21 protein-coding genes are annotated in these 22,718 nt (G+C 55.6%); 13 read left to right on the forward strand and 8 right to left on the reverse strand.

What is annotated here, in order from left to right:
- Positions 1 to 22 precede the first annotated feature (22 nt).
- The 6 genes from ELY38_RS01280 (at position 23) to ELY38_RS01305 (ending at position 5,216) form a co-directional block, all read left to right on the forward strand.
- Complete coding sequence (locus tag ELY38_RS01280; RefSeq protein ID WP_127059712.1) at positions 23 to 709, forward strand: SDR family oxidoreductase; 687 nt, start codon at positions 23 to 25, stop codon at positions 707 to 709.
- Between the two features lie 171 nt (positions 710 to 880).
- Positions 881 to 1,873, forward strand: coding sequence for an LLM class flavin-dependent oxidoreductase (locus ELY38_RS01285; protein WP_127059713.1), 993 nt, complete (start codon positions 881 to 883; stop codon positions 1,871 to 1,873).
- A gap of 44 nt (positions 1,874 to 1,917) precedes the next feature.
- Positions 1,918 to 2,580 (forward strand): AzlC family ABC transporter permease, encoded by a 663-nt coding sequence (locus tag ELY38_RS01290; protein WP_246009041.1) that lies wholly within the window; start codon positions 1,918 to 1,920, stop codon positions 2,578 to 2,580.
- A gap of 1 nt (position 2,581) precedes the next feature.
- Complete coding sequence (locus tag ELY38_RS01295) at positions 2,582 to 2,884, forward strand: AzlD family protein (RefSeq protein ID WP_127059715.1); 303 nt, start codon at positions 2,582 to 2,584, stop codon at positions 2,882 to 2,884.
- A gap of 56 nt (positions 2,885 to 2,940) precedes the next feature.
- Positions 2,941 to 3,435, forward strand: a complete 495-nt coding sequence (locus ELY38_RS01300) for a GNAT family N-acetyltransferase (RefSeq protein ID WP_127059716.1) — start codon at positions 2,941 to 2,943, stop codon at positions 3,433 to 3,435.
- 113 nt (positions 3,436 to 3,548) lie between these two features.
- A complete protein-coding gene (locus tag ELY38_RS01305; protein ID WP_127059717.1) occupies positions 3,549 to 5,216 on the forward strand; it encodes a methyl-accepting chemotaxis protein in 1,668 nt (555 codons plus the stop codon).
- An 80-nt stretch (positions 5,217 to 5,296) separates the two neighbouring features.
- On the opposite strand, the gene ELY38_RS01310 is transcribed toward ELY38_RS01305, so the two are convergent.
- On the reverse strand, positions 5,297 to 5,857 hold the full coding sequence (locus ELY38_RS01310) for a DUF1415 domain-containing protein (RefSeq protein WP_127059718.1): 561 nt from the start codon (positions 5,855 to 5,857) through the stop codon (positions 5,297 to 5,299).
- Between the two features lie 88 nt (positions 5,858 to 5,945).
- The gene (locus ELY38_RS01315) at positions 5,946 to 6,614 is read right to left on the reverse strand and encodes a GntR family transcriptional regulator (RefSeq protein ID WP_127059719.1); all 669 of its coding nucleotides are present in this window, start codon (positions 6,612 to 6,614) and stop codon (positions 5,946 to 5,948) included.
- 168 nt (positions 6,615 to 6,782) lie between these two features.
- On the opposite strand from ELY38_RS01315, the gene ELY38_RS01320 reads away from it, so the two are divergent.
- The 3 genes from ELY38_RS01320 (at position 6,783) to ELY38_RS01330 (ending at position 9,845) form a co-directional block, all read left to right on the forward strand.
- Positions 6,783 to 7,340 carry a chromate transporter gene (locus ELY38_RS01320; protein ID WP_127059720.1) on the forward strand — a complete coding sequence of 186 codons (558 nt, stop codon included), beginning with the start codon at positions 6,783 to 6,785 and terminating at the stop codon, positions 7,338 to 7,340.
- Positions 7,337 to 7,867, forward strand: a complete 531-nt coding sequence (locus tag ELY38_RS01325) for a chromate transporter (RefSeq protein ID WP_127059721.1) — start codon at positions 7,337 to 7,339, stop codon at positions 7,865 to 7,867. Before ELY38_RS01320 ends, ELY38_RS01325 begins: the two co-directional genes overlap by 4 nt.
- A gap of 130 nt (positions 7,868 to 7,997) precedes the next feature.
- Positions 7,998 to 9,845: an ABC transporter ATP-binding protein gene (locus ELY38_RS01330; RefSeq protein ID WP_127059722.1), complete on the forward strand. Its 1,848-nt coding sequence runs from the start codon at positions 7,998 to 8,000 to the stop codon at positions 9,843 to 9,845.
- Positions 9,846 to 9,895: 50 nt separating this feature from the next.
- Here ELY38_RS01330 and arfA read toward each other — a convergent pair whose 3' ends face one another.
- Positions 9,896 to 10,045 (reverse strand): alternative ribosome rescue factor ArfA, encoded by a 150-nt coding sequence (arfA, locus tag ELY38_RS01335; RefSeq protein ID WP_127059723.1) that lies wholly within the window; start codon positions 10,043 to 10,045, stop codon positions 9,896 to 9,898.
- 102 nt (positions 10,046 to 10,147) lie between these two features.
- Complete coding sequence (dkgB, locus tag ELY38_RS01340) at positions 10,148 to 10,966, reverse strand: 2,5-didehydrogluconate reductase DkgB (protein WP_185858898.1); 819 nt, start codon at positions 10,964 to 10,966, stop codon at positions 10,148 to 10,150.
- Between the two features lie 182 nt (positions 10,967 to 11,148).
- Here dkgB and ELY38_RS01345 point away from each other — a divergent pair, with 182 nt between their 5' ends.
- Positions 11,149 to 12,408 (forward strand): MFS transporter, encoded by a 1,260-nt coding sequence (locus ELY38_RS01345; RefSeq protein ID WP_127059725.1) that lies wholly within the window; start codon positions 11,149 to 11,151, stop codon positions 12,406 to 12,408.
- Here ELY38_RS01345 and cobA read toward each other — a convergent pair.
- Positions 12,373 to 13,287 (reverse strand): uroporphyrinogen-III C-methyltransferase, encoded by a 915-nt coding sequence (cobA, locus tag ELY38_RS01350; RefSeq protein WP_127059726.1) that lies wholly within the window; start codon positions 13,285 to 13,287, stop codon positions 12,373 to 12,375. The two genes, ELY38_RS01345 and cobA, sit on opposite strands and share 36 nt — an antisense overlap.
- Positions 13,247 to 15,985: a nitrate reductase gene (locus ELY38_RS01355; protein WP_127059727.1), complete on the reverse strand. Its 2,739-nt coding sequence runs from the start codon at positions 15,983 to 15,985 to the stop codon at positions 13,247 to 13,249. The genes cobA and ELY38_RS01355 overlap by 41 nt, the downstream gene beginning before the upstream one ends.
- Before the next feature lie 782 nt (positions 15,986 to 16,767).
- Between ELY38_RS01355 and ELY38_RS01360 the strand changes: the two genes are divergently transcribed.
- From ELY38_RS01360 to nirD, 3 genes are read left to right on the forward strand one after another with little or no spacing between them, the layout of a single operon-like run.
- A complete protein-coding gene (locus ELY38_RS01360; protein WP_127059728.1) occupies positions 16,768 to 18,051 on the forward strand; it encodes an NAD(P)/FAD-dependent oxidoreductase in 1,284 nt (427 codons plus the stop codon).
- Between the two features lie 2 nt (positions 18,052 to 18,053).
- The gene (gene nirB, locus ELY38_RS01365; protein ID WP_127059729.1) at positions 18,054 to 20,564 is read left to right on the forward strand and encodes a nitrite reductase large subunit NirB; all 2,511 of its coding nucleotides are present in this window, start codon (positions 18,054 to 18,056) and stop codon (positions 20,562 to 20,564) included.
- 25 nt (positions 20,565 to 20,589) lie between these two features.
- Positions 20,590 to 20,979: a nitrite reductase small subunit NirD gene (gene nirD / locus ELY38_RS01370; protein WP_127059730.1), complete on the forward strand. Its 390-nt coding sequence runs from the start codon at positions 20,590 to 20,592 to the stop codon at positions 20,977 to 20,979.
- Positions 20,980 to 21,034: 55 nt separating this feature from the next.
- Here the strand turns inward: nirD and ELY38_RS01375 are convergent, their stop codons facing one another.
- Both ELY38_RS01375 and ELY38_RS01380 read right to left on the reverse strand, forming a co-directional pair.
- Complete coding sequence (locus tag ELY38_RS01375; protein WP_127059731.1) at positions 21,035 to 21,946, reverse strand: GntR family transcriptional regulator; 912 nt, start codon at positions 21,944 to 21,946, stop codon at positions 21,035 to 21,037.
- 10 nt (positions 21,947 to 21,956) lie between these two features.
- Positions 21,957 to 22,688 (reverse strand): ABC transporter substrate-binding protein, encoded by a 732-nt coding sequence (locus ELY38_RS01380; protein ID WP_127059732.1) that lies wholly within the window; start codon positions 22,686 to 22,688, stop codon positions 21,957 to 21,959.
- Positions 22,689 to 22,718: the final 30 nt, after the last annotated feature.

The raw sequence follows: 22,718 nt of genomic DNA on the forward strand, positions 1-22,718 counted from the left end.
GGCTTAGCAAGGAGTGCCAACCATGCAACACGGCGTGTTACTGATTACCGGCGCATCAAGCGGCATTGGTGCAGCGACAGCACGCGCTGCCGCCCGAGAAGGCTATAAGCTGGTACTGGCTGCCCGCTCAGCCGACAAGCTGGAAGCACTAGCCCATGAGTTGGGCCCTGAAAACGTACTGACCTGTGAGCTTGATGTTACCGACATGGAACAGCAGCTGGCGATGATCGATCAGACCTTGGAAACCTTTGGTCGCCTGGATGCGGTATTTGCCAATGCGGGGCAAAGCGGCTCATCGGGTGGGTTCAGCAGCGCTGACCATACTACATGGCGCGAGATGATTCTAACCAATGTCTATGGAGTGGGTCTTACGCTTCAGGCAACCTTGCCAACCCTTAAACGCCATAAAGGCCACGTACTGTTGACAGGCTCTGCTGCTGGCCGCACCACCATTCCCGGCTCCATGTACAGCGCTACCAAGTGGGCGGTTACCGGCGTGGGATATAATCTTCGCGAAGAGCTGCGGGGTAGCGGAATGCGGGTTACCTTGATTGAGCCCGGCATGGTCGATACGCCTTTCTTTGATGAATCGCCTGAAAATGCCCTGGAAGATCGCGATATCGCAAACGCGGTTATCTACGCACTTTCTCAGCCAGCTCATGTCGATGTTAATGAGATTCTGATTCGTCCTACCCCGCCGACTGAGTAACCGAGCAAATATGTTATGCAGCCCAGCGTGGGCTGCTCCTTGCATTTTGTCTTCTTAGCCCGCATAACACGCTACTACCAAGCGTGCTAATGATTTAAGCCGCGTGCTTTCCCACTGCGTACGCGCCCTGGTCTTTCAAACACGCCCCATGTTTTCAATAGTAGGTGAATTATGAGCCAACTTTCCTCGACGGCACTTTCTGTGCTCGATCTAGCCCCTATACGCCAGGGTGGCAGTGCCGGTGAAACTTTTCGCGACAGTGTTGAGCTAGCACAGTTAACCGAACGACTCGGCTATACCCGCTACTGGCTCGCCGAGCACCACAATATCGCCGGGATCGCCAGCGCGGCAACCTCAGTTTTGATTGGCCATGTGGCGGGCCAGACATCTACCATCCGAGTGGGCAGTGGTGGCATTATGCTGCCTAACCACCCGCCGCTGGTGATTGCCGAACAGTTTGGCACACTGGAAACCCTTTATCCTGGACGCATCGACCTGGGACTGGGGCGCGCCCCTGGTTCTGATGGCGCAACCATGCGCGCAATGCGCCGCAGCATGCACGCAGGTGTCGACGACTTTCCCGAACAGCTAAACGAGCTGCGTCGTTACCTGGGTGATGAAGAGCCTGGCCAGCAGGTGAAGGCTGTGCCTGGTCAGGGAACTAACGTGCCTATCTGGCTTTTGGGTTCGAGCGGCTACAGCGCTCAACTGGCGGCAAGGTTAGGTCTGCCGTTTGCTTTTGCCGCGCAATTTGCACCCGGTTATCTGTTTGAGGCGCTGCGACTTTATCGTGATAACTTCCGCCCTTCCGAGCACCTGGATAAACCCTATGCCATGGTCGGGCTACCGGTAATCGCGGCTGAAAACGATGCCATGGCGCAGTACCTGGCCACCTCGGCACAGCAAAAGTTTCTCAATCTTATCCGCGGCAAACCCACCCAGTCGCAGCCTCCGGTCGAGCAATTGGATTGGTCCCCCATGGAACAGTCACAGGTAAACCAGTTCCTGGGCGCGGCCATTATTGGCGGCCCCGAAACCGTCAAGGCGGGGCTTGCTGATTTCCAGGCGCGTACAGGGGCGGATGAGCTCATGATCAACAGCGACTTCTTTAGCCACGCTGACCGCATGCGCAGCTATGAAATTGTGGCAGACGCCGTGCGATGAGCGCAAAGCTCGACGCACAAGGCACACTACGGGGCTTTAAACGCATGGCCCCCGTTTCACTGTTTGTGGTGGCGTTTGGCTTGGCTTTCGGGGTTGCCGCCATTCAGCACGGTTTAAGCAGTCTGGAAACGCTGCTAATGAGTGGGTTGATATTCGCAGGCGCGTCACAGTTTGCCGCCTTGGAACTCTGGGGACCCACCATTCCGCTAACCGCTCTTGTCGCCACCACGTTTGCGATTAACGCCCGTCATTTATTGATGGGCGCTTCACTTTACCCCTGGTTACGCCACCTACCTCCCGGCCAACGCTATGCCTGCCTGGGGGTAATGAGCGATTCCAACTGGGCCATGGCCGTCGGTGACCATCAGCGCGGAGAAACGAATGTAGGTGTGCTGTTCGGCGGAGGCATCGCCCTGTGGACCGCCTGGATGCTGGGCACCTTGCTGGGGGTAGTGTTTGGCAGCGGGATTAGCGAACCCGAACGATTTGGGCTGGATGTGATTATGGGCTGTTTTTTACTCGCCATGCTGGTCGGCAGTAAACACAAGCCCTCGCTTGCCCTGCTACTTCCCTGGTGTGTAGCGGGAGGTGCCGCGCTTCTGGCGCTTTACTACTTGCCGCCCAATGCGCATGTCATCGTGGGTGCGCTGGCGGGCGGGTTAACCGGTTTGCTCACTCCCCAGACAAGCCCGCAAAAGGAGGCTTAGCGTGCCATTGACCACCACCACAGCGCTGCTGGCGATTCTTATTATGGCACTGACCACCTTTACGACCCGTATTGGCGGCGCGATTATCATGTCGCGTATTCCTATTGGACCTAAGGTAGAGCGGTTTATCAATGCCATGGCCGGGTCGGTGCTGGTGGCGGTCATCGTGCCGCTTGCAGCTCAGGGCGATTGGGGAGCACGGTTTGCGCTGCTAGCGACCCTGGTGGCCATGTTGATAGTGCGCAAGCCATTGATAGCCATTACAGCGGGGGTTGCTACCGCTGCGTTGTGGCGCCTTGTATAAATGCTAAGCTAGCCAGCCGCGCTATTGGTTTTACGGCTCTTGACCAGGTACTCAGAATGTCCTCACTTACCTTTACTCCCATGAACGACGACGCTTTTGCCCTTTTCTGGCCGACTTTTCAGGCCATTGTGGCTGAACAGCAAACCTACGCCATTGACCCCGATATTAGCTATCAGGCGGCGTACACACTCTGGTGTGAAGCCCCCAAAGCCACGTTTGCGGTAAAGGATGCGTCAGGCGAATTGGTGGGCAGCTACTACCTGAAAGCCAATGCAGCAGGCCCAGGCGATCATGTCTGTAACTGCGGCTACATGGTAACCGCAGCTGCCCGAGGCAAGGGCGTTGCCCGTGCCATGTGCGAGCATTCTCAGCAGGTAGCCCAAACACTTGGGTTTAAGGCCATGCAGTTCAATGCTGTCGTGAGTACCAATGAAGTGGCCGTGGCGCTTTGGCAGCGGTTAGGGTTCAATATCGTGGGTACCGTCCCCCATGCTTACCGCCACGCCACTCTGGGGCCGGTGGATACTCATGTCATGCATAAACTTCTGTAGTTTGTTATTTGCTCTCTAAATTGTTTTCACTTCCTGCCGATATGATAGCTAACGTAATGGGCTGATTCGTTCATTGCGTTAGCCTTTCCCCTTCTGAGTGAGTCCCTAACGCAATGAAAGATCTACCCGTAAAATATGCCCTGGCAGGGGCATTAGGTTTGCTGGTTTTAATGTTGGTAGTGGTGGCAGCGCTTGGTATACAAGCGGAGAGAAACGCAGTCAAAAATCTAACCGAGCTGGATGAAGTGGCTGCCCGACAGGTAGCCTATATTAACCGTGCCGAAGTCAACCTGATGGAAGTCAGAGTGCGTCTTGCACGCTATCAGGACTATACCGGACAGGGCAACGCGACGCTGGCCGAACAGTCGCTGGGGCTTGCCCAGGCAGCACTGAAGCGGGCCAACAGCCGATTCGATGAGTTCAGATCTATTCCTATACCTAGCAACTCGCCCCGTGCACCGCTGGTTGCCTCGCTTATCAGCGAGTATGAGCGCCTGATCAACCCAACGTTTCATAATGATATGGAGCGGGGCGACTTCACAGTCCTGATGGCCCACCGCGAACGGCTTAACGCACAGTTTGATACGTTTACCCAAAGCGTGCGTAACTTTAACGCCTACGCCCAGACGTTTGCCCAGGCAACGGCTTCCCAAGCCCAGGCCACGCTTAATCGCGATATGGTGATAAGTGGTGCTCTGATCGCCATTGCGTTAATTACTTACCTGCTGGTTCAAATAGGTATTAACCGTTTGGTAGCCACTCCTTTGCAACGCGCAGTAACGCTTTGCGAACGCGTCGCCCAAGGCGATTTAACCAATGCCATCGAAGCACGTGGACGCAATGAAATAGGCCGACTATATAGCGCTATGAGCGCCATGCAATCCCAGCTGCAGCAGATGATTGCAACGCTTGGGCACAGTAGCCGGGCCGTGGCAGCAAGCTCCCAGGAAATTGCCAGCGGCAGTCAGGACCTCGCTTCGCGTACTGAGCAACAGGCGGCCGCCATTCAGCAGACAGCAGCCAGCATGGATGAGATCTCATCCATCGTCCGGCAGAACGCCGACACGGCAACCCAAGCGGAAAAACTGACGGTGACCGCCGCGCAAAAAGCTGAGCAGGGTCAAACCGAAGCCCAGCGTGCCAGCGACTGGATGCGTGATCTTGAGGAGGATTCGCAGAAGGTTCATGACATTGTTCAGGTGATCGACTCGATCGCCTTCCAGACCAATATTCTGGCGCTAAACGCTTCCGTCGAAGCGGCCCGTGCCGGTGAGCACGGCCGTGGCTTTGCCGTGGTGGCCAGTGAAGTGCGCTCGCTCGCCACCAAGACCTCCAACTCATCGAAGGAAATCCGCACGATGATTGAGGACATTGCCCAGCGCATCGCCGAAGGCGCCAACCAGGCCATGCATAACGGCGAAAGCATGGGCCAGGTTAATACCGCTATTCGCCACGTGACTGATATGATGCAGGAGCTGGCTCTGGCGGCCAAGGAGCAGGAATCGGGAATTGCCCAGATCAGTACGGCCATTGCGCAGATGGATTCCGCTACCCAGGAAAACGTATCACTGGTGGAAGCGACCAGCACGGCCTCCGCCTCGCTTGAAGATGAAGCTACGCGTCTGGCGCAGCTTGTCGGTGCGTTCAAGCTGTCCCATGGAGAGCAGCCCGGCTTATTGAAATCAGTACCCGCTGCCAAGCCCGCCCCCGCTCTACCGCGCAGTAAGCCCTCCACGCTTCACAAGCCGGTATCGGCAGAGCCTGAATGGGAAGCATTCTAGGCTCTTTTGCCGCCTTTCTGCCCGGGCAGCTCACGCTGCCCGGCGCATCAACCTTTGTCAGACTTGTCCCAGAGAACTGGCTAATCGGCCTCCTGATTCAGCGCCTTCTGCAGACAGCGTTCGGCTTCTTCACTGCCAATGGTGTTCAGGTGCTCGATGTTGCGCTCAGGGATCACCGAGGTATCGCCGTAAAACTCAATGGCTTTTTCTACGCTCGCTTCGCGCAGTAGATGCACCATCGCGTAGGGAGAGCGGTTGGTGTAGTTCGAAGCGTCGTCTGGGTCGGCGTCTTCAAAGCAGTAGTCAGGGTGAAAAGTCGCTAGCTGGTAAATGCCTTCGTAGCCCTGCTCGGCCAGAATACTTTCGGCCAGCTCCACATAGTCCAGATAATGCTCAAAATGCTTGAAAAGCGTTGGGAACACTAGCAGCGTAGTTTCGGTTTCCGGATGCTCATCAAGCCACTGCACTTCCGCCATCAGCTCTTCCAGCGCCACTTCAAGCTTTTTAGAGCGCACCACTTCGACACGAATAGAGTCACGCTCTACTTCACGCTGGGCGAAGGGACACACGTTATGGGCAACAATAAAATTACGTACCCATTTCAATGTCTGCTGGGCAACTACCTCATCTGAATATTGCATTACTCGTTTACGCCTGCGCTGTCACGTGTCTGATACGCGCCAGTGTACACCCTTATAGCCGCTGAAACTCACGGACCTTTTCAACTGCCTAGCCGTGTTCCAGAAAACACTGCAGCGCTACATCATAAGATTTGCGAATATGTTCATCCAGAAGCGTTCGCGCGGCCTGCGCATCGCGCTTTAAGGCAAGCTCTACCAGCTCATGGTGCTGTTGATCCAACTCTTGGCGAATCACCGGCATCTTGGGCCCCAAGCGGCGATAGCGGTCAAACTGATCGTGTAACTGTTCAATGAACCGCAATAGCCAGACAGAGCCACAGGGAGCCACCAAGGTACGATGGAACTGGGTATGCAGCTTTTCCCACTCATCGTCTTTATCCAGGGTTATATCTGCGCATTTAAGCCGATGCTCCGCTGCCAGCAGGTCGGCTTCCCAAGCGGCATCGCCGTTAACGATCGCCTGTTCAAACGCCATTCCCTCAAGCGCCAAGCGCATCTGTGCGATATCATCGAGCTCATCACGGGAAAGTGTGGGCACTCGAAAGCCCCGCTGGTTTTCCTGGATCAGCAGACCATAGGCCGCCAGCTTGTTCAGGGCCTCGCGCAGAGGGCTCAAACCTACCTGGTAATGCTCTTTTAACGCATTGATGGCCAGCTTTTCGCCAGCTGCAAAGCGTCCACCGACCAAGTCTTTGCGCAAGACATCGTAAATTCGACTTGAGGCCGTGCTTGCAGAGGGCTGAATGTATTGGTTCATGGTAAATCCTTTCATCCACCGTGACGCGCGTGTTAATTATTCAGTGTTGACGACGATTAACGCACTCGCCTATATTCTACCTCAGCTAATAATCGATTTTTAATGAATAAACGATAAAAAAGAGAAAAATATGTTTTTCTTGACTACTCATACCGGTATGCCGCTCAAATGAAACAGACCGCCCTGTTCTGGGCCTTTTTCCGTGTCGGTATTTTCGGCTTTGGCGGCGGCCCCTCCATGATACCGCTGGTACATGCAGAGGCCGTTACGCGCTACAAATGGCTAACTGATGAAGAGTTTGCCGATATATTGGCGATTGGCAATACGCTCCCCGGTCCTATCGCCACTAAAATGCCTGGCTACATTGGCTATCGCGTTGGCGGCATTCTGGGCTGTGCCCTCTCCATTATTGCAGTTAGTTTACCCATGGTAATCGCCATGATCGTCATGCTGGGGGTTTTTAGTCGCTATCAGGATGTCGCCTGGATCCGCGGAATGGGGCAAGCGGTGGTGCCTGTTGTCATGGTAATGATGGGGCAATTGGCCTGGGACTTCTTTGATAAATCGCAAAAAGCCATGGGTTGGCTTGTCAGTAGCCTGATGGCGATTGTTGCTGGCGTGTTGATTTATTGGCTGGGCATTCACCCTGGCTTTATTATCGGCGCGATTTTACTCGCTGCGCTGTTACGTCCTTCCAAGATGAAAAAAGCGGAGCGCTCAGCATGATTTATTGGGAGCTGTTCCTTGCGTTTTTTATTCCTAACATTGTCGGCTATGGCGGTGGACCGGCCATTATTCCTCTGCTTGAAGCCGAAGTGGTAGGCCGCTATGGCTGGATGACATCGCAAGGCTTTGCTGAAACGCTAGCCCTTGGCAATGCGTTGCCTAGCCCGATCGCCACTAAAATGGCCGGGTACGTGGGTTATGAAGTGGCCGGTATCGGCGGTGCCGCGGTTGCCATAGCGGCAACAGTGGTTCCTTCAATGTTGCTGATGATCGCCGCGCTGGGACTTTTGTATCGTCATCGCGAATCGCCTCAAGTCAAGCGTATGAGCCAATGGGTACGCCCAGTGATTGCGATCATGATGGCCTGGCTAACCCTCGGCTTTCTGCTGGAAGGTGTCAATGGCGCCGGCTGGATACATACGTTGATTATCGGCGTCGTTGCCGTTATTGCTCTGGTACGCTTTAGCCTCCACCCCGCGTTTGTCGTAATGGCCGCTCTTCTGTATGGCGCATTTATCATCCCTTAATGCCCGCTCCCCCATACCACATGCCCTCAACCGCCGAGTATTTAACGTCTCTCGGCGGTTGAATTGGCTATTGCATTGCAAGCCGCGCATCATGGTAGCCCCTTTTGGCTACTGTTTACGCTAACGCTCTATGCCTCCACTGTTTTCTTCCCCTACCGACACGTCGGTTAACGGTTTTTTCAACGTCTTTCGCTACAGCCAGCGAGCTCTCGGCCTTGTTTGGGAAACATCCCGCTGGATGATGTTCGGGCTGGCGCTCTGCACCCTGGTGGCCGGCGTATTGCCTGCCGCTGGTGCTTGGGTGGGCCAACTGATTGTTGATGGTGTAGTAAGCGCGATGGAAACCTATCGCGATAACAGCGCCGCAAATCTGATAGTCACTATCACCCCCGTACTTGAGCTTGTCGCTTTAGAGGCACTTATCATTGCGCTTATTGCCTTGGCCCAGCGCGGGCTTTCTGCCCAACAGTCACTACTTCGTGCGCTGCTGGGCCAGAAAGTGAATGTGATGATTTTAGAAAAAGCGGGCACGCTGTCATTAAGCCAGTTCGAAGATTCAGAACTGTATGATCAGCTGACACGCGCTCGACGCGAAGCCTCCACGCGCCCTTTGGCGTTAGTGAATAAAACCTTCGGGCTATTGCAAAACGCCATCTCGCTGGTCAGCTTTAGCGTACTGCTCGTTCAGTTTTCTCCCTGGGCGCTGTTGATACTGGTGGTCGGCGCCCTGCCGGTGTTTATTTCAGAAGCCAAATTTTCAGGCGATGCCTTTCGGCTATTTCGCCGACGCTCGCCCGAGACGCGCATGCAGGGCTACCTGGAGACGGTACTGGCCCGTGAAGACAGCATTAAAGAGGTCAAACTGTTTGGTCTTGAGCCACTGTTTTTACAACGTTACCGCGACATTTTTAACCGCCTGTTCACGGAAGACCGCCGCCTAACGCTGCGCCGCGAGGGCTGGGGCTTTTTGCTTGGCCTGCTAGGCACGCTGACGTTTTATGCCGCTTACGGCTGGGTGGTAATCGAGACGATTGCAGGCACTATCACCCTGGGCCAGATGGCCATGTACTTGATGGTATTCAAACAGGGGCAATCCGCGCTTTCTGCAAGCCTCACGGCGATCAGCGGCATGTACGAAGACAACCTTTATCTTTCCAATCTCTATGAATATCTGGAACAGCCTACCCAGCAGGAAGGCGGCACACTCAAACAAGGGGCTCTGCCCGGCGACGGGCTGCGCTTTGAAGACGTGAGCTTTGCCTACCCAGGTGGCAAACAGGTGTTACAGCACATCTCGCTGCACCTGTCACCTGGTCAAAGCCTTGCGTTGGTAGGTGAAAACGGCTCGGGGAAAACCACGCTCATTAAGCTGTTAACGCGGCTTTACAACCCCACGCAAGGCCGAATCCTGCTGGATGGGAGTGATCTGCGAGACTGGGAAACCAGTGCGCTACGTAAACGTGTTGGGGTCATTTTTCAGGACTTTGTGCGCTATCAGCTGCCGGTGGGCGAAAACCTGGGCGTTGGCGACATTCACGCGTTTAACGATGAAGCGCGCTGGCAGCAAGCGGCCCACAACGGCATGGCTGATAGCTTTATCAAACGTATGCCCCAAGGCTATAACACCCAGTTAGGCCGCTGGTTTAAAGATGGCCAGGAACTCTCCGGCGGGCAGTGGCAAAAGATAGCGCTCTCCCGCGCCTATATGCGCGAAGAGGCCGATATTTTGGTGCTGGATGAGCCCACCGCCGCCATGGACGCCGCCGCTGAAGCCGATGTATTTACCCGTTTTCGCCAGCATAGCCGCGATAAAATGACGATTCTCATCTCGCACCGCTTCTCGACCGTACGCAGCGCGGATCTCATCCTGGTCATTGATCAAGGAGAGATTATTGAACACGGCACCCATGAAGCGTTACTGGCGATCAATGGCCGCTACGCCCATTTATTTCACCTGCAGGCGAAAGGCTATCGCTAAGTGAGTTGCCCTATACCCGGGCGGAGCAGGAGTATTGCCAAAACGCCTGATCAAGCGGCTTGGCGATACCCCCGCAGGGCCTGGCGCCCTTTACGGGAGTAGCTGCCTTTGCCCTTTTTGGGCGTTTGTTGCTGCATCTTGAACATGGGGGTTCGTAGCTGCGCTTTGAGCGCGTTGTCGCGAATCTTGTGTTGCTTCATGGAATCTTCCTGTAAAGCGAATTTATACAAAAAGGTGCCTGCTAAAACAGGCACCGCTAGGACATTACGAAATACTTAATGTTCCAAAGCACTCACTGAAAATCACTCATCCCAGACGGGTGCAAAGTCAGGGTTAGCGATACGTTCCTTGTGATCCAGCTTGGCAATGCCGGCCATTTCACTTTCGCTTAGCACAAGATCAAACGCGGCAATATTGCTTTGGATATTATGTGCTTTGGTGGAAGAGGGAATCGTGATCATGTTGCGCTGATTAACCCAGGCCAGGGCAATTTGTGCAGGCGTTACGCTATGCGCATCAGCGATCTGCTTGAGGGTGGCATCTTCCATTACCTTGCCTACCGCCAGCGGCATAAAGGCAGTTACCTGGATACCGTGCTGTTCGCAGCGCTCAACCAGCTTGCGGTTTTGGAGGAAAGGATGCACTTCAATCTGGTTGGTCAGGATTTCGCCTTTACCTAAAATCTCCACTGCCTTATCAAGCTGTGCAATAGTGAAGTTGGATACGCCGATATGGCGCGCCTTACCCACCGCTTTGACCTCTTTGAGAGCGGCCAGATAGTCTTCCATCGGCACTTCGTTGTCCGGCGATGGCCAATGGATCAGCAGCAGGTCAACGTAATCGGTGCCGAGCTTTTCAAGGCTTTCATCAACGCTTTCTTTCAAGCGCTGTGGCTCCAGGTTGTCGAACCACACTTTGGTGGTTAAAAAGATGTCGCCACGCGGCACGCTGCTGTCGCGGATCGCCTCGCCAACGCCCTTCTCGTTACCGTAAAACTGAGCGGTGTCGATATGACGGTAGCCCGCTTCAAGCGCAGCATAGATGCTCTCTTTAAGCGTATTGCCTTCCAGGCGAAAGGTACCGAAACCGGGGTTAGGCATGACATTTTGCATCATTGGCATCCTTTTCTATTGATAGCGTGTTAATAACCATGGGGCAGCCATCGCGTGACTTCAACCATCCCTTTAAAAGCTTTTAATAGGTTTGGTGTTAAACAGGCGGAATTTACGGGCTTTTTGATCCACGTTTGGCTTCATAAGCGATAGAATTATAAAAAATTCGCTTGCTAACAAAGATACCGCCCATGCCCACACATAACGACACGCTTGCGGCTACCGATGCTCCGCTGCTTCCCATTCATCGCCAACCGGGCTTTTTGAGCTTTCTTCTCTCCCGCCTTGCCGCCGTTTTTGCCATGCAAATTCAGGCTATTGTGGTGGCCTGGCAGGTATATGACATTACCCGTGATGCCATGTCGCTTGCCTATGTGGGGCTTGCGCAGTTTCTGCCTATGGTGATTTTACTGCTGCCCGCGGGGGATGTGGTTGACCGCTTTCCTCGCAAGCGCATCCTGCAAATGAGCTGGGCGGTACAGGCTATCTGTAGTGCCCTGCTGCTTTTATTGGCGCAGGCCAACCACGGTAGCGTCATTGAATTCTATGCCGTGCTGGCCCTGTTTGGCTGCGCCCGGGCCTTTACTGGCCCTACGCTTCAAAGCCTGTTGCCCAATATTGTACCCCGTGCCCAGCTGGCCCAGGCCATTGCGCTGAACAGCTCCATCATGAAAGTTGCTGTGATCAGCGGGCCATTGCTGGGCGGCGTGCTTTACAGTGTGGGCGGCGGTAGCTTGGCCTATACCGTCTGCTTGGGCTGCTTTATTGTCGCGCTTGTCTTACTGGTGCTGGTACCGGTGCGCTATGTTGAGAAAACTCAGGTATTGGAAAGCACGGCCTGGAAGCGTTTTTCCGCAGGCATTCGTTATATCCGCTATCAGCCGATTATTCTGGGCGCCATTTCCCTGGATCTGTTTGCTGTGCTGCTGGGCGGCGTTGTGGCGCTACTGCCTATTTACGCTCAGGAAGTCTTGCATGTGGGTCCTGAAGGGCTAGGCGCACTGCGTAGCGCAATAGCGGTGGGTGCGCTATTGATGGGGCTTTATCTTGGCGTTCGCGGCATCAAGCGGCGCGCCGGACACGTGATGTTTGCCGCCGTGGCCGTGTTCGGCCTGGCGAATCTGGTGTTTGCGTTCTCCACCCTGTTCTGGGTGTCGATGATCGCTATGCTGGTAGCAGGTGCGGCCGATATGATCAGCGTTTATGTGCGCACCACTGTGATTCAGCTAGCCACGCCAGATGAAATGCGCGGCAGGGTCAACGCCGTTAATATGCTGTTTATTGGCTCAAGTAATGAATTAGGCGAGTTCCGCGCGGGCAGTATGGCCGCCGGGTTTGGCGTGGTGCCCGCCGCGGTGATCGGCGGCGTAGGCACGCTGGCAGTGGTCGGCCTGTGGATGCGTCTATTCCCGACGCTATGTCGGGTCGACCGCTTCGATGATGCCCGCTGAAGAAAGCGCATTAGCGGGGCTGTTTGCGACCAGGCTCACGACGCTGCCCACCAGAATAACGCAGGGCGATGGCAGCGGGTGGTCCGCCAAGCGCTGGGGCATATCTTTAAGCGTGCCCACCAACGCCTGCTGTTCGGGCAGGCTGGCATTGGCTACCAGCATAATCGGCCACTCATCGGGCAGCCCAGCCTGGCGTAGCCCTGCGCAAATGGCCTCTACCTTGGAAAGCCCCATATAAAACACCAGGGTTTCATCGCGGCGAGCCAGGGTTTGCCAGTCGGGCGCGCCGCCCTCACGGCATAGCTGTGCGGTAATAAAGCGCAACTGTTGGGAATGGCCTCGGTCAGTTAGCGGAATCCCCAGGCTCGCGGCAGCAGCAGACGCCGCGGTAATGCCAGGCACGATGTGTGCGGGCACATTCGCGCCAGCCAGGGCGGCAAGTTCTTCGCCCATACGCGCAAATATGCCGGGGTCACCGCCTTTCAAGCGCACCACCGATTTGCCAGCGGTCGCCAGCTTGACCATTAAGGCACCAATTTCTGCCTGGGGCATGCTGTGGTGGCCGCTGGCCTTGCCAACGTAATAGCGCTCGGCTGAAAGCGGAATCAGCCCCAGCACATCGTCGCCTACCAAGCGATCATACACGATAGCATCGGCCTGCATTAACAGCCGAGCGGCTTTCAGCGTTAACAGCTCCATATCCCCGCTGCCCGCACCGACCAGATACACATGCCCGGCAGTACATTCGCCCCGCAGCTTAAGCGAAGGAGTGCTTGAGGCGCTGCGCGTGGAGCGCTGGAACGGCGACAGCACGCGCTGCGTAAAGCGCAACGTGGCCTCAGGCCACTTCTGTATAAGACGCTTGCTTAGCACGCGCATGTGAACGCTCCTCTTCAATCAGGGACTTCAATTCAGGCAAACAACTACCGCATTGGGTTCCACAGGCAAGCCGTGCGCCCAGCGCTTCAACGCTGGTATCGCCAGCACGAATGGCATTAACAATGGCCGCTTGGCCCACCTGGTGGCAGCTACATACCACAGGGCCGGTATCGGCGGCGCCATATTCCCCCCCCGCCAGCAGTCGGCGCCGGTGCTTATCGCTTATGGTCGTCTCGTTAAAACGCGCTTCAAGCCAGGCAAGCCCGGGCAACTCGCGCGGCGGGCCGACCATCAGCCACCAGCGCAGCTTGCCTTGCACAATAGCCGCAGCGCGCAGGCGACCATTGCCGCTGTCTTCACACCACAAGGAAGCTTCGTCAGGTAGCCATTTAGCCAGTAGCGCCAGCCAGTTGTGTACCGGCTTTGCATCTGCCAGCTGCCAGCGCTGGCAGCCCTGCATGGGCACACGCGCCCAGTAATCGCTTTTACACCACGGGGGCGCTTCCTGCTGGCTATTATCCTCTAATGGTTGGGCAATCAACAGCGTTGCCTCCCAAGCCGTTTTAAGCGGCGCCAGCGCCACCGCGCCGTGCTTGGCTTCCGGCTGACCTGAAATGGGGTCGGTAATGGCTTTCAGCATGGCGCCGCTACGCGCTGATTTACTGAACGCATCGCTCCAGTGCATGGGAATAAACACCTCGCCACGGCGCTGAGCGTTTGAGATGCGCACCCGCCCCCGGTACGCGCCGCTCGGGGCGGACAATACTGCCAGCTGCTGGTCGCCAATGCCATAGTTCGCGGCATCGTTTGGGTGAAGTTCGATAAACGGCTCATAGCGGTGATTCATCAACCGGGGTGCGCGTGCCGTTCGGGTCATGGTATGCCACTGATCACGGATACGCCCGGTATTCAGGCGTAACGGATAGGCATCACTCAAGCGTTGCTCCGGCAAGCGCGGCGTTACCGCAATGAATTTGGCACGTCCATTGTGCGTGGCGAATTCACCGTCTTCAAATAGCCGTGCCGTTCCGTGAGGTGCTGAACACGTAACCGGCCACTGAATCGGCGCCAGCGCGTCGTAGCCCTCGCGCCCAAGCCCCACCAGGCCGGAAATATCGAAAAGCCGTTTGCTCTCCCCGTCATTCTCGAAGCCAGAAAGGCGCGCGTGCTCGTCGAAAATTTCATGGGGATGGGTATAGTCAAACGCCTCATGAAAGCCTAAACGTTTGGCGGTTTCGCAAATAATCCACCAGTCGTGGCGCGCCTGCCCAGGAGCGGGTAGCAAACCACGCTGGCGCGAAATACGCCGCTCGGAATTGGTGACCGTGCCGTCTTTTTCAGACCATCCTGTAGCGGGCAGAATGATATCGGCGTACGCCAGCAGATCGGTATGGCTTGCGCATTCAGACACAATCACCAACGGGCATTTTTCAAGCGCGCGCCGCACGCGGACGGCATCCGGCAAGCTGACCGCCGGGTTGGTAGCCATTATCCAAAGCGCCTTTATCTCGCCTCGCTCAACCGCGTCAAAAAGCTCAATCGCTTTATAGCCGGGCGCTTGGGGCAATTCGGGAGTTAGCGTTTCAGTCGCCCAGAAGTGCGTAACTCGGTCCAAGGCGCCTGACGTGTGGTAGTCCATATGCGCGGCCAGCTGGTTGGCAAGCCCACCCACCTCGCGCCCGCCCATGGCATTAGGCTGGCCGGTAATCGAGAAAGGCCCCGCCCCCGGCAAGCCGATTTTGCCGCCCGCCAGGTGGCAATTGATGATCGCATTGCACTTATCAGTACCGCTTGTGGACTGGTTGACGCCCTGGGAATAGAGCGTTACGACATGGAGTTGACTGGCAAACCAGTAGTAAAAAGTTTCCAGCCGCTCAGGGTCAATATCACACATAGCCGCCACGTCATTTATATCGTGGTGGCTCGCGGCCAGCAGCGCTTCGTCGAAACTTTCTGTATGGCGATCCAGATAAAGCTGATCCAACTTATTATTCTCAGCCATCCAGGCTAGCAGGCCGTTAAATAGCACCGCATCGCTGCCAGGTGCGATGCCCAAATAGAGATCGGCAATCTCGCAACTGTCGGTTACGCGCGGGTCGATAACCACCACTCGCATCAGCGGATTGCGCGTTTTGGCGACCTTCAAGCGCTGATAAAGTACCGGATGGTTCCAGGCCAGATTCGAGCCCACCAGCACGACCAGTTCAGCCTCTTCGAGATCTTCATAGTTGCAGGGGACGGCGTCCGCGCCCAGCGAGCGCTTGTAAGCCGCCACGGCGGAGGCCATGCAGAGCCGCGAGTTGGTATCCAGATGCGGCGTGCCTAAAAAGCCTTTAAACAGCTTATTGGCCACATAGTAATCTTCGGTTAGTAACTGCCCTGAAAGGTACGCGGCGACAGATTCAGCGCCATAGGCCGCCCGAGTCGCCTGCAGTCGCTCAGCCAAGGTAGTCAACGCCACATTCCAGTCAACCGCCTGCCCATCGACCCAGGGCGTTGTGAGCCGGTCATGGTGGCCGAGGGTTTCGTGAAGTGCTGAGCCTTTGACGCAGAGCCGCCCAAAGTTGGCAGGATGATCACGGTCGCCTTCAACGGCGCTGAGGACGCCGTCGGCCATGGTAGCGGTGACACCACAGCCGACACCGCAATAAGGGCACGTCGTGTTTACTTTACAAGCCGAGCGTGTGGCCTGGGACATACTGATTTCCTCCCGCTTAAAAAGCAAAAGGCATCCAAGCTAGCCTCAAAGAAGCCTGCCTGGACGCCGTTGTCTCAGGGACACCTGCACCGGTGCCAAATGTTGCACTGCTGGCATTGAGCACACTTGTTAATAGCCTGTCGTCTGATGGCGTTAGCGTTGTTATTTGCCCGTCAAACCCGATGGCTGCATTTTATTGTGCCGATAAACCTGTCTGTGCTTTGTTACTTGTTGACAAGGTAATAGCAAGGCCTGCGCCAACAAGCCAAATAAAATAAAAAATCATTTTTAAACAGAAGGTTAAAATACAAAAAAACACCTGCTGGCTTACCTTGCAGGCATCTATCTTTCTGCCGCTGGCTATTCACGGTGCACCCTTACCACCTAGCGCACCAATAACGTGCGCAGGCTGAGCTCAGGCGGCTGAAAAGATGATATCGTTAACCTGCCCACTTTAATTAAATTATTGATTAAAAATACAAAAACTGAAAATGGCCAATATTTGGCTGATAAATTGCCCTGTACTGAATAGATAAATTTAAGCTTAGCTGGCAGCCAACGGTGGCTGCTCTGCGCTTAACCCAACTCACGGGTTTAGCCTCAGCTACCGGGCAATGAAGCCCCTGATACTGCTTTCCTGGCAATACACTTGCCTGGAGCGCTGTATCAGGGGCTTTCTTTGTTGGGTGTTTTCTTCAGCGCTGCGCCACTAAAGCGTTTATCGCGGCCAGGTATTTGCAGCCAAGTGATGCAGCCAAGCGCTAAACAGTAAGGAGCAACCTATGATACCTATCTCTCGGTGCTCGTCTAATGATCACTTAGTCATTATCGGCAACGGCATGGCGAGCCATCGACTGCTAGAGGCCGTTGTTAAATTGCCTCATCGACCCAAGCAGATAACGGTGATTGGCGCTGAAGCATCACCCGCCTATAACCGGATACTGCTATCGCCACTGCTCGCCGATGAAATGCCGCCTAGCGCTCTCGCATTGCGGGATATGCAGTGGTACGCCGAGCAAGGTATTACCCTGCACCTGAATGAACGTGTGCTGAAGATTGGCCGTGAAAAGCAGTGTGTAGTAACCAGCTGCCGCACGCTGGCTTATGACCGCCTCGTGATTGCCACCGGCTCACGCCCAACGCTACCCGAGGTGCCCGGCATTGGCCTTAAAGGTGTGTATGGGTTTCGTACTCTGCAAGATGCCGACACGCTCGCCGAGCTTGCCCTACGGGGCGGTCAGTGTGTCGTGGTAGGTGGCGGCCTGTTAGGGCTTGAGGCCGCCGAAGGGCTTCGCAAGCGTGGCGCCAGCGTCAGCGTTCTACAGCGCAGCGAGCGGTTAATGAATCGTCAGCTGGATAGCATGGCCGCCGAACTCCTCGAAACGACGCTTGCCAAGCGTGGTTTAAATATTTTAACCCACGCACGCATCAGCCACTTTGAAGACGACGGCGCTGGCAGCTTAGCCGCCGTTGTACTGGAGGATGGCCAGCGCATGCCTGCCCAGAGCGTCATTGTGGCGACAGGGGTTACGCCTAATGCGGAATTGGGGCATCAGGCAGGCCTGACGACACAGCGCGCCATTATGGTCGATGACACGCTCACCACTTCAGACCCGCTTATTCATGCGTTGGGTGAGTGCTGCCAGTTCGAGCAGCACACCTACGGCCTGGTCGAGCCGATCTGGCGCCAGGTAGATGTCTTGGCCAACACGCTGTGTGGCGATGGCAGCGCCCGCTATAGTGAGGCGCCGACCGCGACCAAGCTTAAAATTAGCGGCGTGGCCCTCTACACGTTTGGCCCCACAGAGGCTACGCCAGAACACGAAGTACTGCATTACAGAGACCCGGAAAGCGGCGATTATCGCCGCCTGTTACTGCGCAACGGCCAGCTGGAAGGCGCCGTACTGTATGGCGACACTCATTCCGGCCCTTGGTACTTCGCTCAGGCGTTGGCAAAAACCGATCTTTCCGCCTGCCGCCAGGCGTTGTTGTTTGGTGAAGCCGATGCCAACGCCCTGCTTTTCGATAACCCGCCCACTCCCTCATCGACGCTGGAGGCAGCTTAGCCATGTCCACCACCTCTAAACGCAACGTGGTTATTATTGGTAACGGTATGGTCGGCCACCACCTGGTCGAGCAATTGATTGAAAACGGCGCCCTAGCGCAGATGAACGTCACCGTGTTTGGCGAAGAGCGCCACCGCGCTTATGACCGTGTGCATCTTTCCGAATACTTCAAAGGCCGCGATGCCGAAGCGCTGGCCCTCTGCGATGCCGATTACTATGCACGCCACGGCGTTACGTTCAACAGCTGCGAAGCGGTTGTATCCATCGACCGCGCTGCAAAAACAGTCGCCACCGAACGCGGCAATTACGCCTATGATCACTTGGTACTGGCCACCGGCTCCTACCCCTTCGTGCCGCCCATTCCCGGTAATGATCGCGAAGGCTGCCTGGTTTATCGCACGCTGGACGACCTGGACGCCATCCGCGATGCATCTCAAAGCGCGACCACCGGCGTAGTGGTGGGCGGCGGCCTGTTAGGTCTGGAAGCGGCCAATGCGTTACGCGGTTTGGATCTGGAAACCGCGGTGATCGAGTTCGCCCCGCGCCTGATGCCCATGCAGGTGGATGCTGAGGGCGGCGAGCTGCTGCGCGAAAAAATCGAAGCCTTGGGTGTTCAAGTGCTGACCGAGCGGGCTACCCAGCGTATAGAAGATGGCGAGGCAAGCCGCCATCGCATGGTCTTCCAAGACGGTAAAGTGCTTGAAACCGACCTGATCGTTTTCTCGGCAGGCATTCGCCCGCGTGATCAGCTGGCCCGGGAGTGCGGCCTGGAGGTCGGCGAACGCGGCGGCGTGGTAATTGACGATCAGTGCCAAACCAGCGACCCCGCGATTCTAGCCATTGGCGAAGTGGCGCTATGGAATCAGAGTATTTTTGGCCTGGTAGCGCCTGGTTATCAAATGGCTAAAGCGGCGCTTTCGACCTTAACTCAAGGCGAGACGCGTTTTAAAGGTGCCGACATGAGCACCAAGCTCAAGCTTTTGGGCGTGGATGTTGGCTCGATTGGCGATGCTCACGGCAACCAAAACCCCGGCGCGCGGATGTTTCGCTACCTTGACCCGCTTACTCAGATTTACCGCAAGATGGTGGTTTCAAGCGACGGTAAAAAGCTTCTGGGCGCCATGCTGGTGGGCGATAACAGCGCTTACGACACCCTGCTTCAGTACTACGCCAACGGTATCGAGCTACCCAAAGAGCCCGCCTCACTGATTCTGCCGCAAAGTGGCGCCGCCCCGGCACTTGGCCCGGATGCGCTGCCGGACACCGCAATGATCTGCTCGTGCCATAACGTCACCAAGGCCAGCATTTGTGCGGCCATAGACGCAGGTGCCAGCGACTTAGCGGCAGTAAAAGGCAACACTCGCGCCAGCACCGGCTGCGGCGGCTGTGCGTCGCTTTTGAAAAGCGTGGTGGATCATGAGCTGGCTGCACGCGGTGTTGAGGTGGACAAGTCGATTTGCGAGCACTTTCAGCACACCCGCCAGGAGCTTTACGACATTGTTCGCGTCGAGGGAATCAAGACCTTCAGCGAGCTGATTGAAAAGCACGGCACACCTAGCGCTCACCGTCTGGGCTGTGATATCTGCAAGCCTGCGGTGGGCTCCATACTCGCCTCCTGCTTTAACGAGCCGATTACCGATGCCGCGCATATCCCGCTGCAGGATACCAATGACACCTTCATGGCCAATATGCAGAAAAATGGCACCTACTCGGTGGTACCGCGCATCGCAGGCGGGGAAATCACGCCGGATAAACTGGTAGTGCTGGGCCAGGTGGCCCAAAAATACAGCCTTTATACCAAGATCACCGGCGGCCAGCGAATTGACCTGTTCGGCGCCCGCCTGGAAGATTTACCCGATATCTGGGGCGAGCTGATCGAAGCCGGCTTTGAAACCGGTCATGCCTATGGCAAGTCATTACGTACGGTTAAATCCTGTGTGGGCAGTACTTGGTGCCGCTACGGCGTACAGGACAGTGTGGGCATGGCGATCAAGCTTGAGAACCGCTACAAGGGCCTGCGCGCACCGCATAAAATCAAGTTTGGCGTATCGGGCTGTACCCGCGAGTGCGCCGAAGCGCAGAGCAAGGATATCGGGATTATTGCCACTGAAAACGGTTGGAACCTCTACGTATGTGGCAACGGCGGCATGCGCCCGCGCCATGCAGAGCTGTTTGCAACCGACCTTGACGACGAAGCGCTCTACCGCACCATCGATCGCTTTTTGATGTTTTACGTACGCACAGCGGATCGCTTGCAACGCACCTCGGTATGGCGGGAAAACCTGGAAGGCGGGCTGGATTACCTTAAAGAGGTAATTCTCGATGACAGCTTGGGCATGGGCAACGAACTCGAGCGCCAGATGCAAACTGTGGTGGATAACTATCAGTGCGAGTGGGCAGGCGCTATCAGCGACCCGGACAAACTCAAGCGCTTTAGAAGCTACGTCAACGATAGCCGCCCGGACCCATCGATCATCATGACCAGTGAGCGCGGCCAGCTACGGCCTGCCTAATCATCATTCTCCCAAAGGGCTATTTATGACCGCTACCGCAATGAAGCACACAGCTGTTACGCCAAGCAGGCAGGCACCAGCTGGCCAGAGACTGTGCAGTAAAGCCGATCTGGTCGCGTTTTCCGGGGTTGCTGCGTGGCTTGAAACGCCCCAGGGGCCAAAGCAAGTCGCGCTGTTCTACTTGCCGGGCTACCCGCGCGAGCTTTACGCCATTGACCACCACGATCCGTTTTCCAACGCCAACGTCATCGCCCACGGCATTGTGGGCGATATAAAGGGCGCGGCCGTGGTGGCTTCACCTATCTACAAACAGCACTTTCGTTTAGAAGATGGCCAGTGCATGGAGAACGAAAGCGTCAAGCTACGTACCTGGCAGGCTGAATTCAAAGGCGATGCCGTGTGGATTGAGGAATAAGTCATGTAGGCGAAGCTGCACATACAAGAAGCACTCAGCGTTCTAAACCGTGCTATTAACGGGTAAAGATGCCCTCGGCAATGCGCATTTTTTCCTGACGCGTTCGCTCCAGGTGTTCCGTTAGATAAACAGCCGCTTGTTGATTATCCCCCGCCTCCAGCAGGTCAAGAATCGCCAAGTGCTCTTTATACTCAGGCACTGGCGATTCACGCCGGGCATATACGTGGTATTCAATTAGGCGACGCAGCCTATTAGCGCGCTTAAGGCTCTCAATCAGAAACTGGTTATTTGAGCCGTTAACGATGCTTTCATGGAAGTAGGTGCCGTTTATATACATTTGACGCTCAGAGATCGTGCTACCTTCTTCAGACACGGCCTCAATTAATGACTGCCTTAACTGGCCGAAGACTTTTTCATTAACCTGGTAGCCAGGCTCTCTTAACGCGGCGGGCTCAATTAACAGACGAAAACGAAAACACTGATCATACGTTGCTTGAGAGGTTAAGAACTCGTTAAATTCCCAGCCATAGCCCAAAAGCCTGGACACCCAGCCTTCAGCCTCCATGGCATGCATCGCTTGAAGAATCGTGCTGCGACCAAGCGTATATTTCTTGGCAAGTTCCGCCTCGGTAATTTTCCCGGCGATCTGCTTATTTAAATAATCGACGCCAATCGTAAAACACAGTGGCGAGATGGAAGACCCTTGCTCTAGCGGCTCGTCAGCATCGGCAAAAAGCCCACGCTTGGTATCCACTAAAAAGAAGCCACGATTAGGCTGGCGCTTCACCACCCCCTGCTCTTCCAAAAACTGAAAGGCCGCACGAATGGGCGTCCGCGAGACCTTCAATTTCGTTACATAGCTCGCCTCCGTCAGGTGGCTCCCTACGGGTATAGCCTCTTCATTAATCAACGTGTGAATACGCTTTGCCAAAAGCTCAGCGGTAAGGGGTGATGCACTATTAGCCACGACCCATCCTTTAAGCGCTTGGCGCGACCGAGGCACCCTGAATATTATGCTTGGCTAACAAGCGAGCAACCTCCCCTTCCGCCTTCGCCTCTTCAATAAACGCGGACAGAAAATCGGCGGCTTCCTGGGGCCGGTTTTTCGGAACGCCCATCGCCTGCTGGATCGTCATAAAGTGCCCAGGCAACAGCCGCAAACCACCAAACTCCTCAATACCCGCTTCCAGCTGCTGCTTCACGCCTGCGGCGATATCCAGCTTGTGTTCAATAAAAAACTCCACCACTTTCGGAGAAGTAGGTGCTCTAACCAGCTCGGCGTATTGAATAGCGCGGCTAAGGTAAAGATCATAAGCACTGCCCTTACCAACCACGATCTTCTGACCATGGCGGTCAGCCTCTTGCTGATCAGTAATTGGCGAATCCTCGCGCACCAGATAGCAGCCTTCAATCAGCACATAGGGCGCGGTAAATTGAATACTTTCAGCACGCTTGGGGTCTAGCGCAAAAAAGCCCATATCGGCCTTTTCATCGCTGACAACGGCAACGGCCTCACCGGCGGAGGCATATACTTGAAGCTCAAGCTCAACGCCCAGCCGGTGCGCAATCATCTTTGCCAAATCAACCGAAACGCCATAGGGCTGCTGATCGGCATCGAGCCCGGCCAAAATGGGGTTACCCACGTTAATAGTGGTGCGCAACACGCCGGTAGGCGCCATTAGATCTCTTAACCGGTTAATATCGTTCACTTATCACTTTCCTTATGAAGGGTTTGGCCA

Source organism: Vreelandella nanhaiensis (assembly GCF_003990185.1).
GTDB classification, from domain to species: domain Bacteria; phylum Pseudomonadota; class Gammaproteobacteria; order Pseudomonadales; family Halomonadaceae; genus Vreelandella; species Vreelandella nanhaiensis.

Coding starts and splice junctions, on each gene's coding strand:
- dkgB (WP_185858898.1), bottom strand. CDS start 10,966: ATGCCAATGATGCAAAATGTCATGCCTAACCCCGGTTTCGGTACCTTT.
- nirB (WP_127059729.1), top strand. CDS start 18,054: ATGTCCACCACCTCTAAACGCAACGTGGTTATTATTGGTAACGGTATG.
- ELY38_RS01310 (WP_127059718.1), bottom strand. CDS start 5,857: ATGCAATATTCAGATGAGGTAGTTGCCCAGCAGACATTGAAATGGGTA.
- ELY38_RS01280 (WP_127059712.1), top strand. CDS start 23: ATGCAACACGGCGTGTTACTGATTACCGGCGCATCAAGCGGCATTGGT.
- ELY38_RS01300 (WP_127059716.1), top strand. CDS start 2,941: ATGTCCTCACTTACCTTTACTCCCATGAACGACGACGCTTTTGCCCTT.
- ELY38_RS01345 (WP_127059725.1), top strand. CDS start 11,149: ATGCCCACACATAACGACACGCTTGCGGCTACCGATGCTCCGCTGCTT.
- ELY38_RS01285 (WP_127059713.1), top strand. CDS start 881: ATGAGCCAACTTTCCTCGACGGCACTTTCTGTGCTCGATCTAGCCCCT.
- nirD (WP_127059730.1), top strand. CDS start 20,590: ATGACCGCTACCGCAATGAAGCACACAGCTGTTACGCCAAGCAGGCAG.
- ELY38_RS01315 (WP_127059719.1), bottom strand. CDS start 6,614: ATGAACCAATACATTCAGCCCTCTGCAAGCACGGCCTCAAGTCGAATT.
- ELY38_RS01355 (WP_127059727.1), bottom strand. CDS start 15,985: ATGTCCCAGGCCACACGCTCGGCTTGTAAAGTAAACACGACGTGCCCT.
- ELY38_RS01290 (WP_246009041.1), top strand. CDS start 1,918: ATGGCCCCCGTTTCACTGTTTGTGGTGGCGTTTGGCTTGGCTTTCGGG.
- ELY38_RS01325 (WP_127059721.1), top strand. CDS start 7,337: ATGATTTATTGGGAGCTGTTCCTTGCGTTTTTTATTCCTAACATTGTC.
- arfA (WP_127059723.1), bottom strand. CDS start 10,045: ATGAAGCAACACAAGATTCGCGACAACGCGCTCAAAGCGCAGCTACGA.
- ELY38_RS01330 (WP_127059722.1), top strand. CDS start 7,998: ATGCCTCCACTGTTTTCTTCCCCTACCGACACGTCGGTTAACGGTTTT.
- cobA (WP_127059726.1), bottom strand. CDS start 13,287: ATGCGCGTGCTAAGCAAGCGTCTTATACAGAAGTGGCCTGAGGCCACG.
- ELY38_RS01305 (WP_127059717.1), top strand. CDS start 3,549: ATGAAAGATCTACCCGTAAAATATGCCCTGGCAGGGGCATTAGGTTTG.
- ELY38_RS01320 (WP_127059720.1), top strand. CDS start 6,783: ATGAAACAGACCGCCCTGTTCTGGGCCTTTTTCCGTGTCGGTATTTTC.
- ELY38_RS01360 (WP_127059728.1), top strand. CDS start 16,768: ATGATACCTATCTCTCGGTGCTCGTCTAATGATCACTTAGTCATTATC.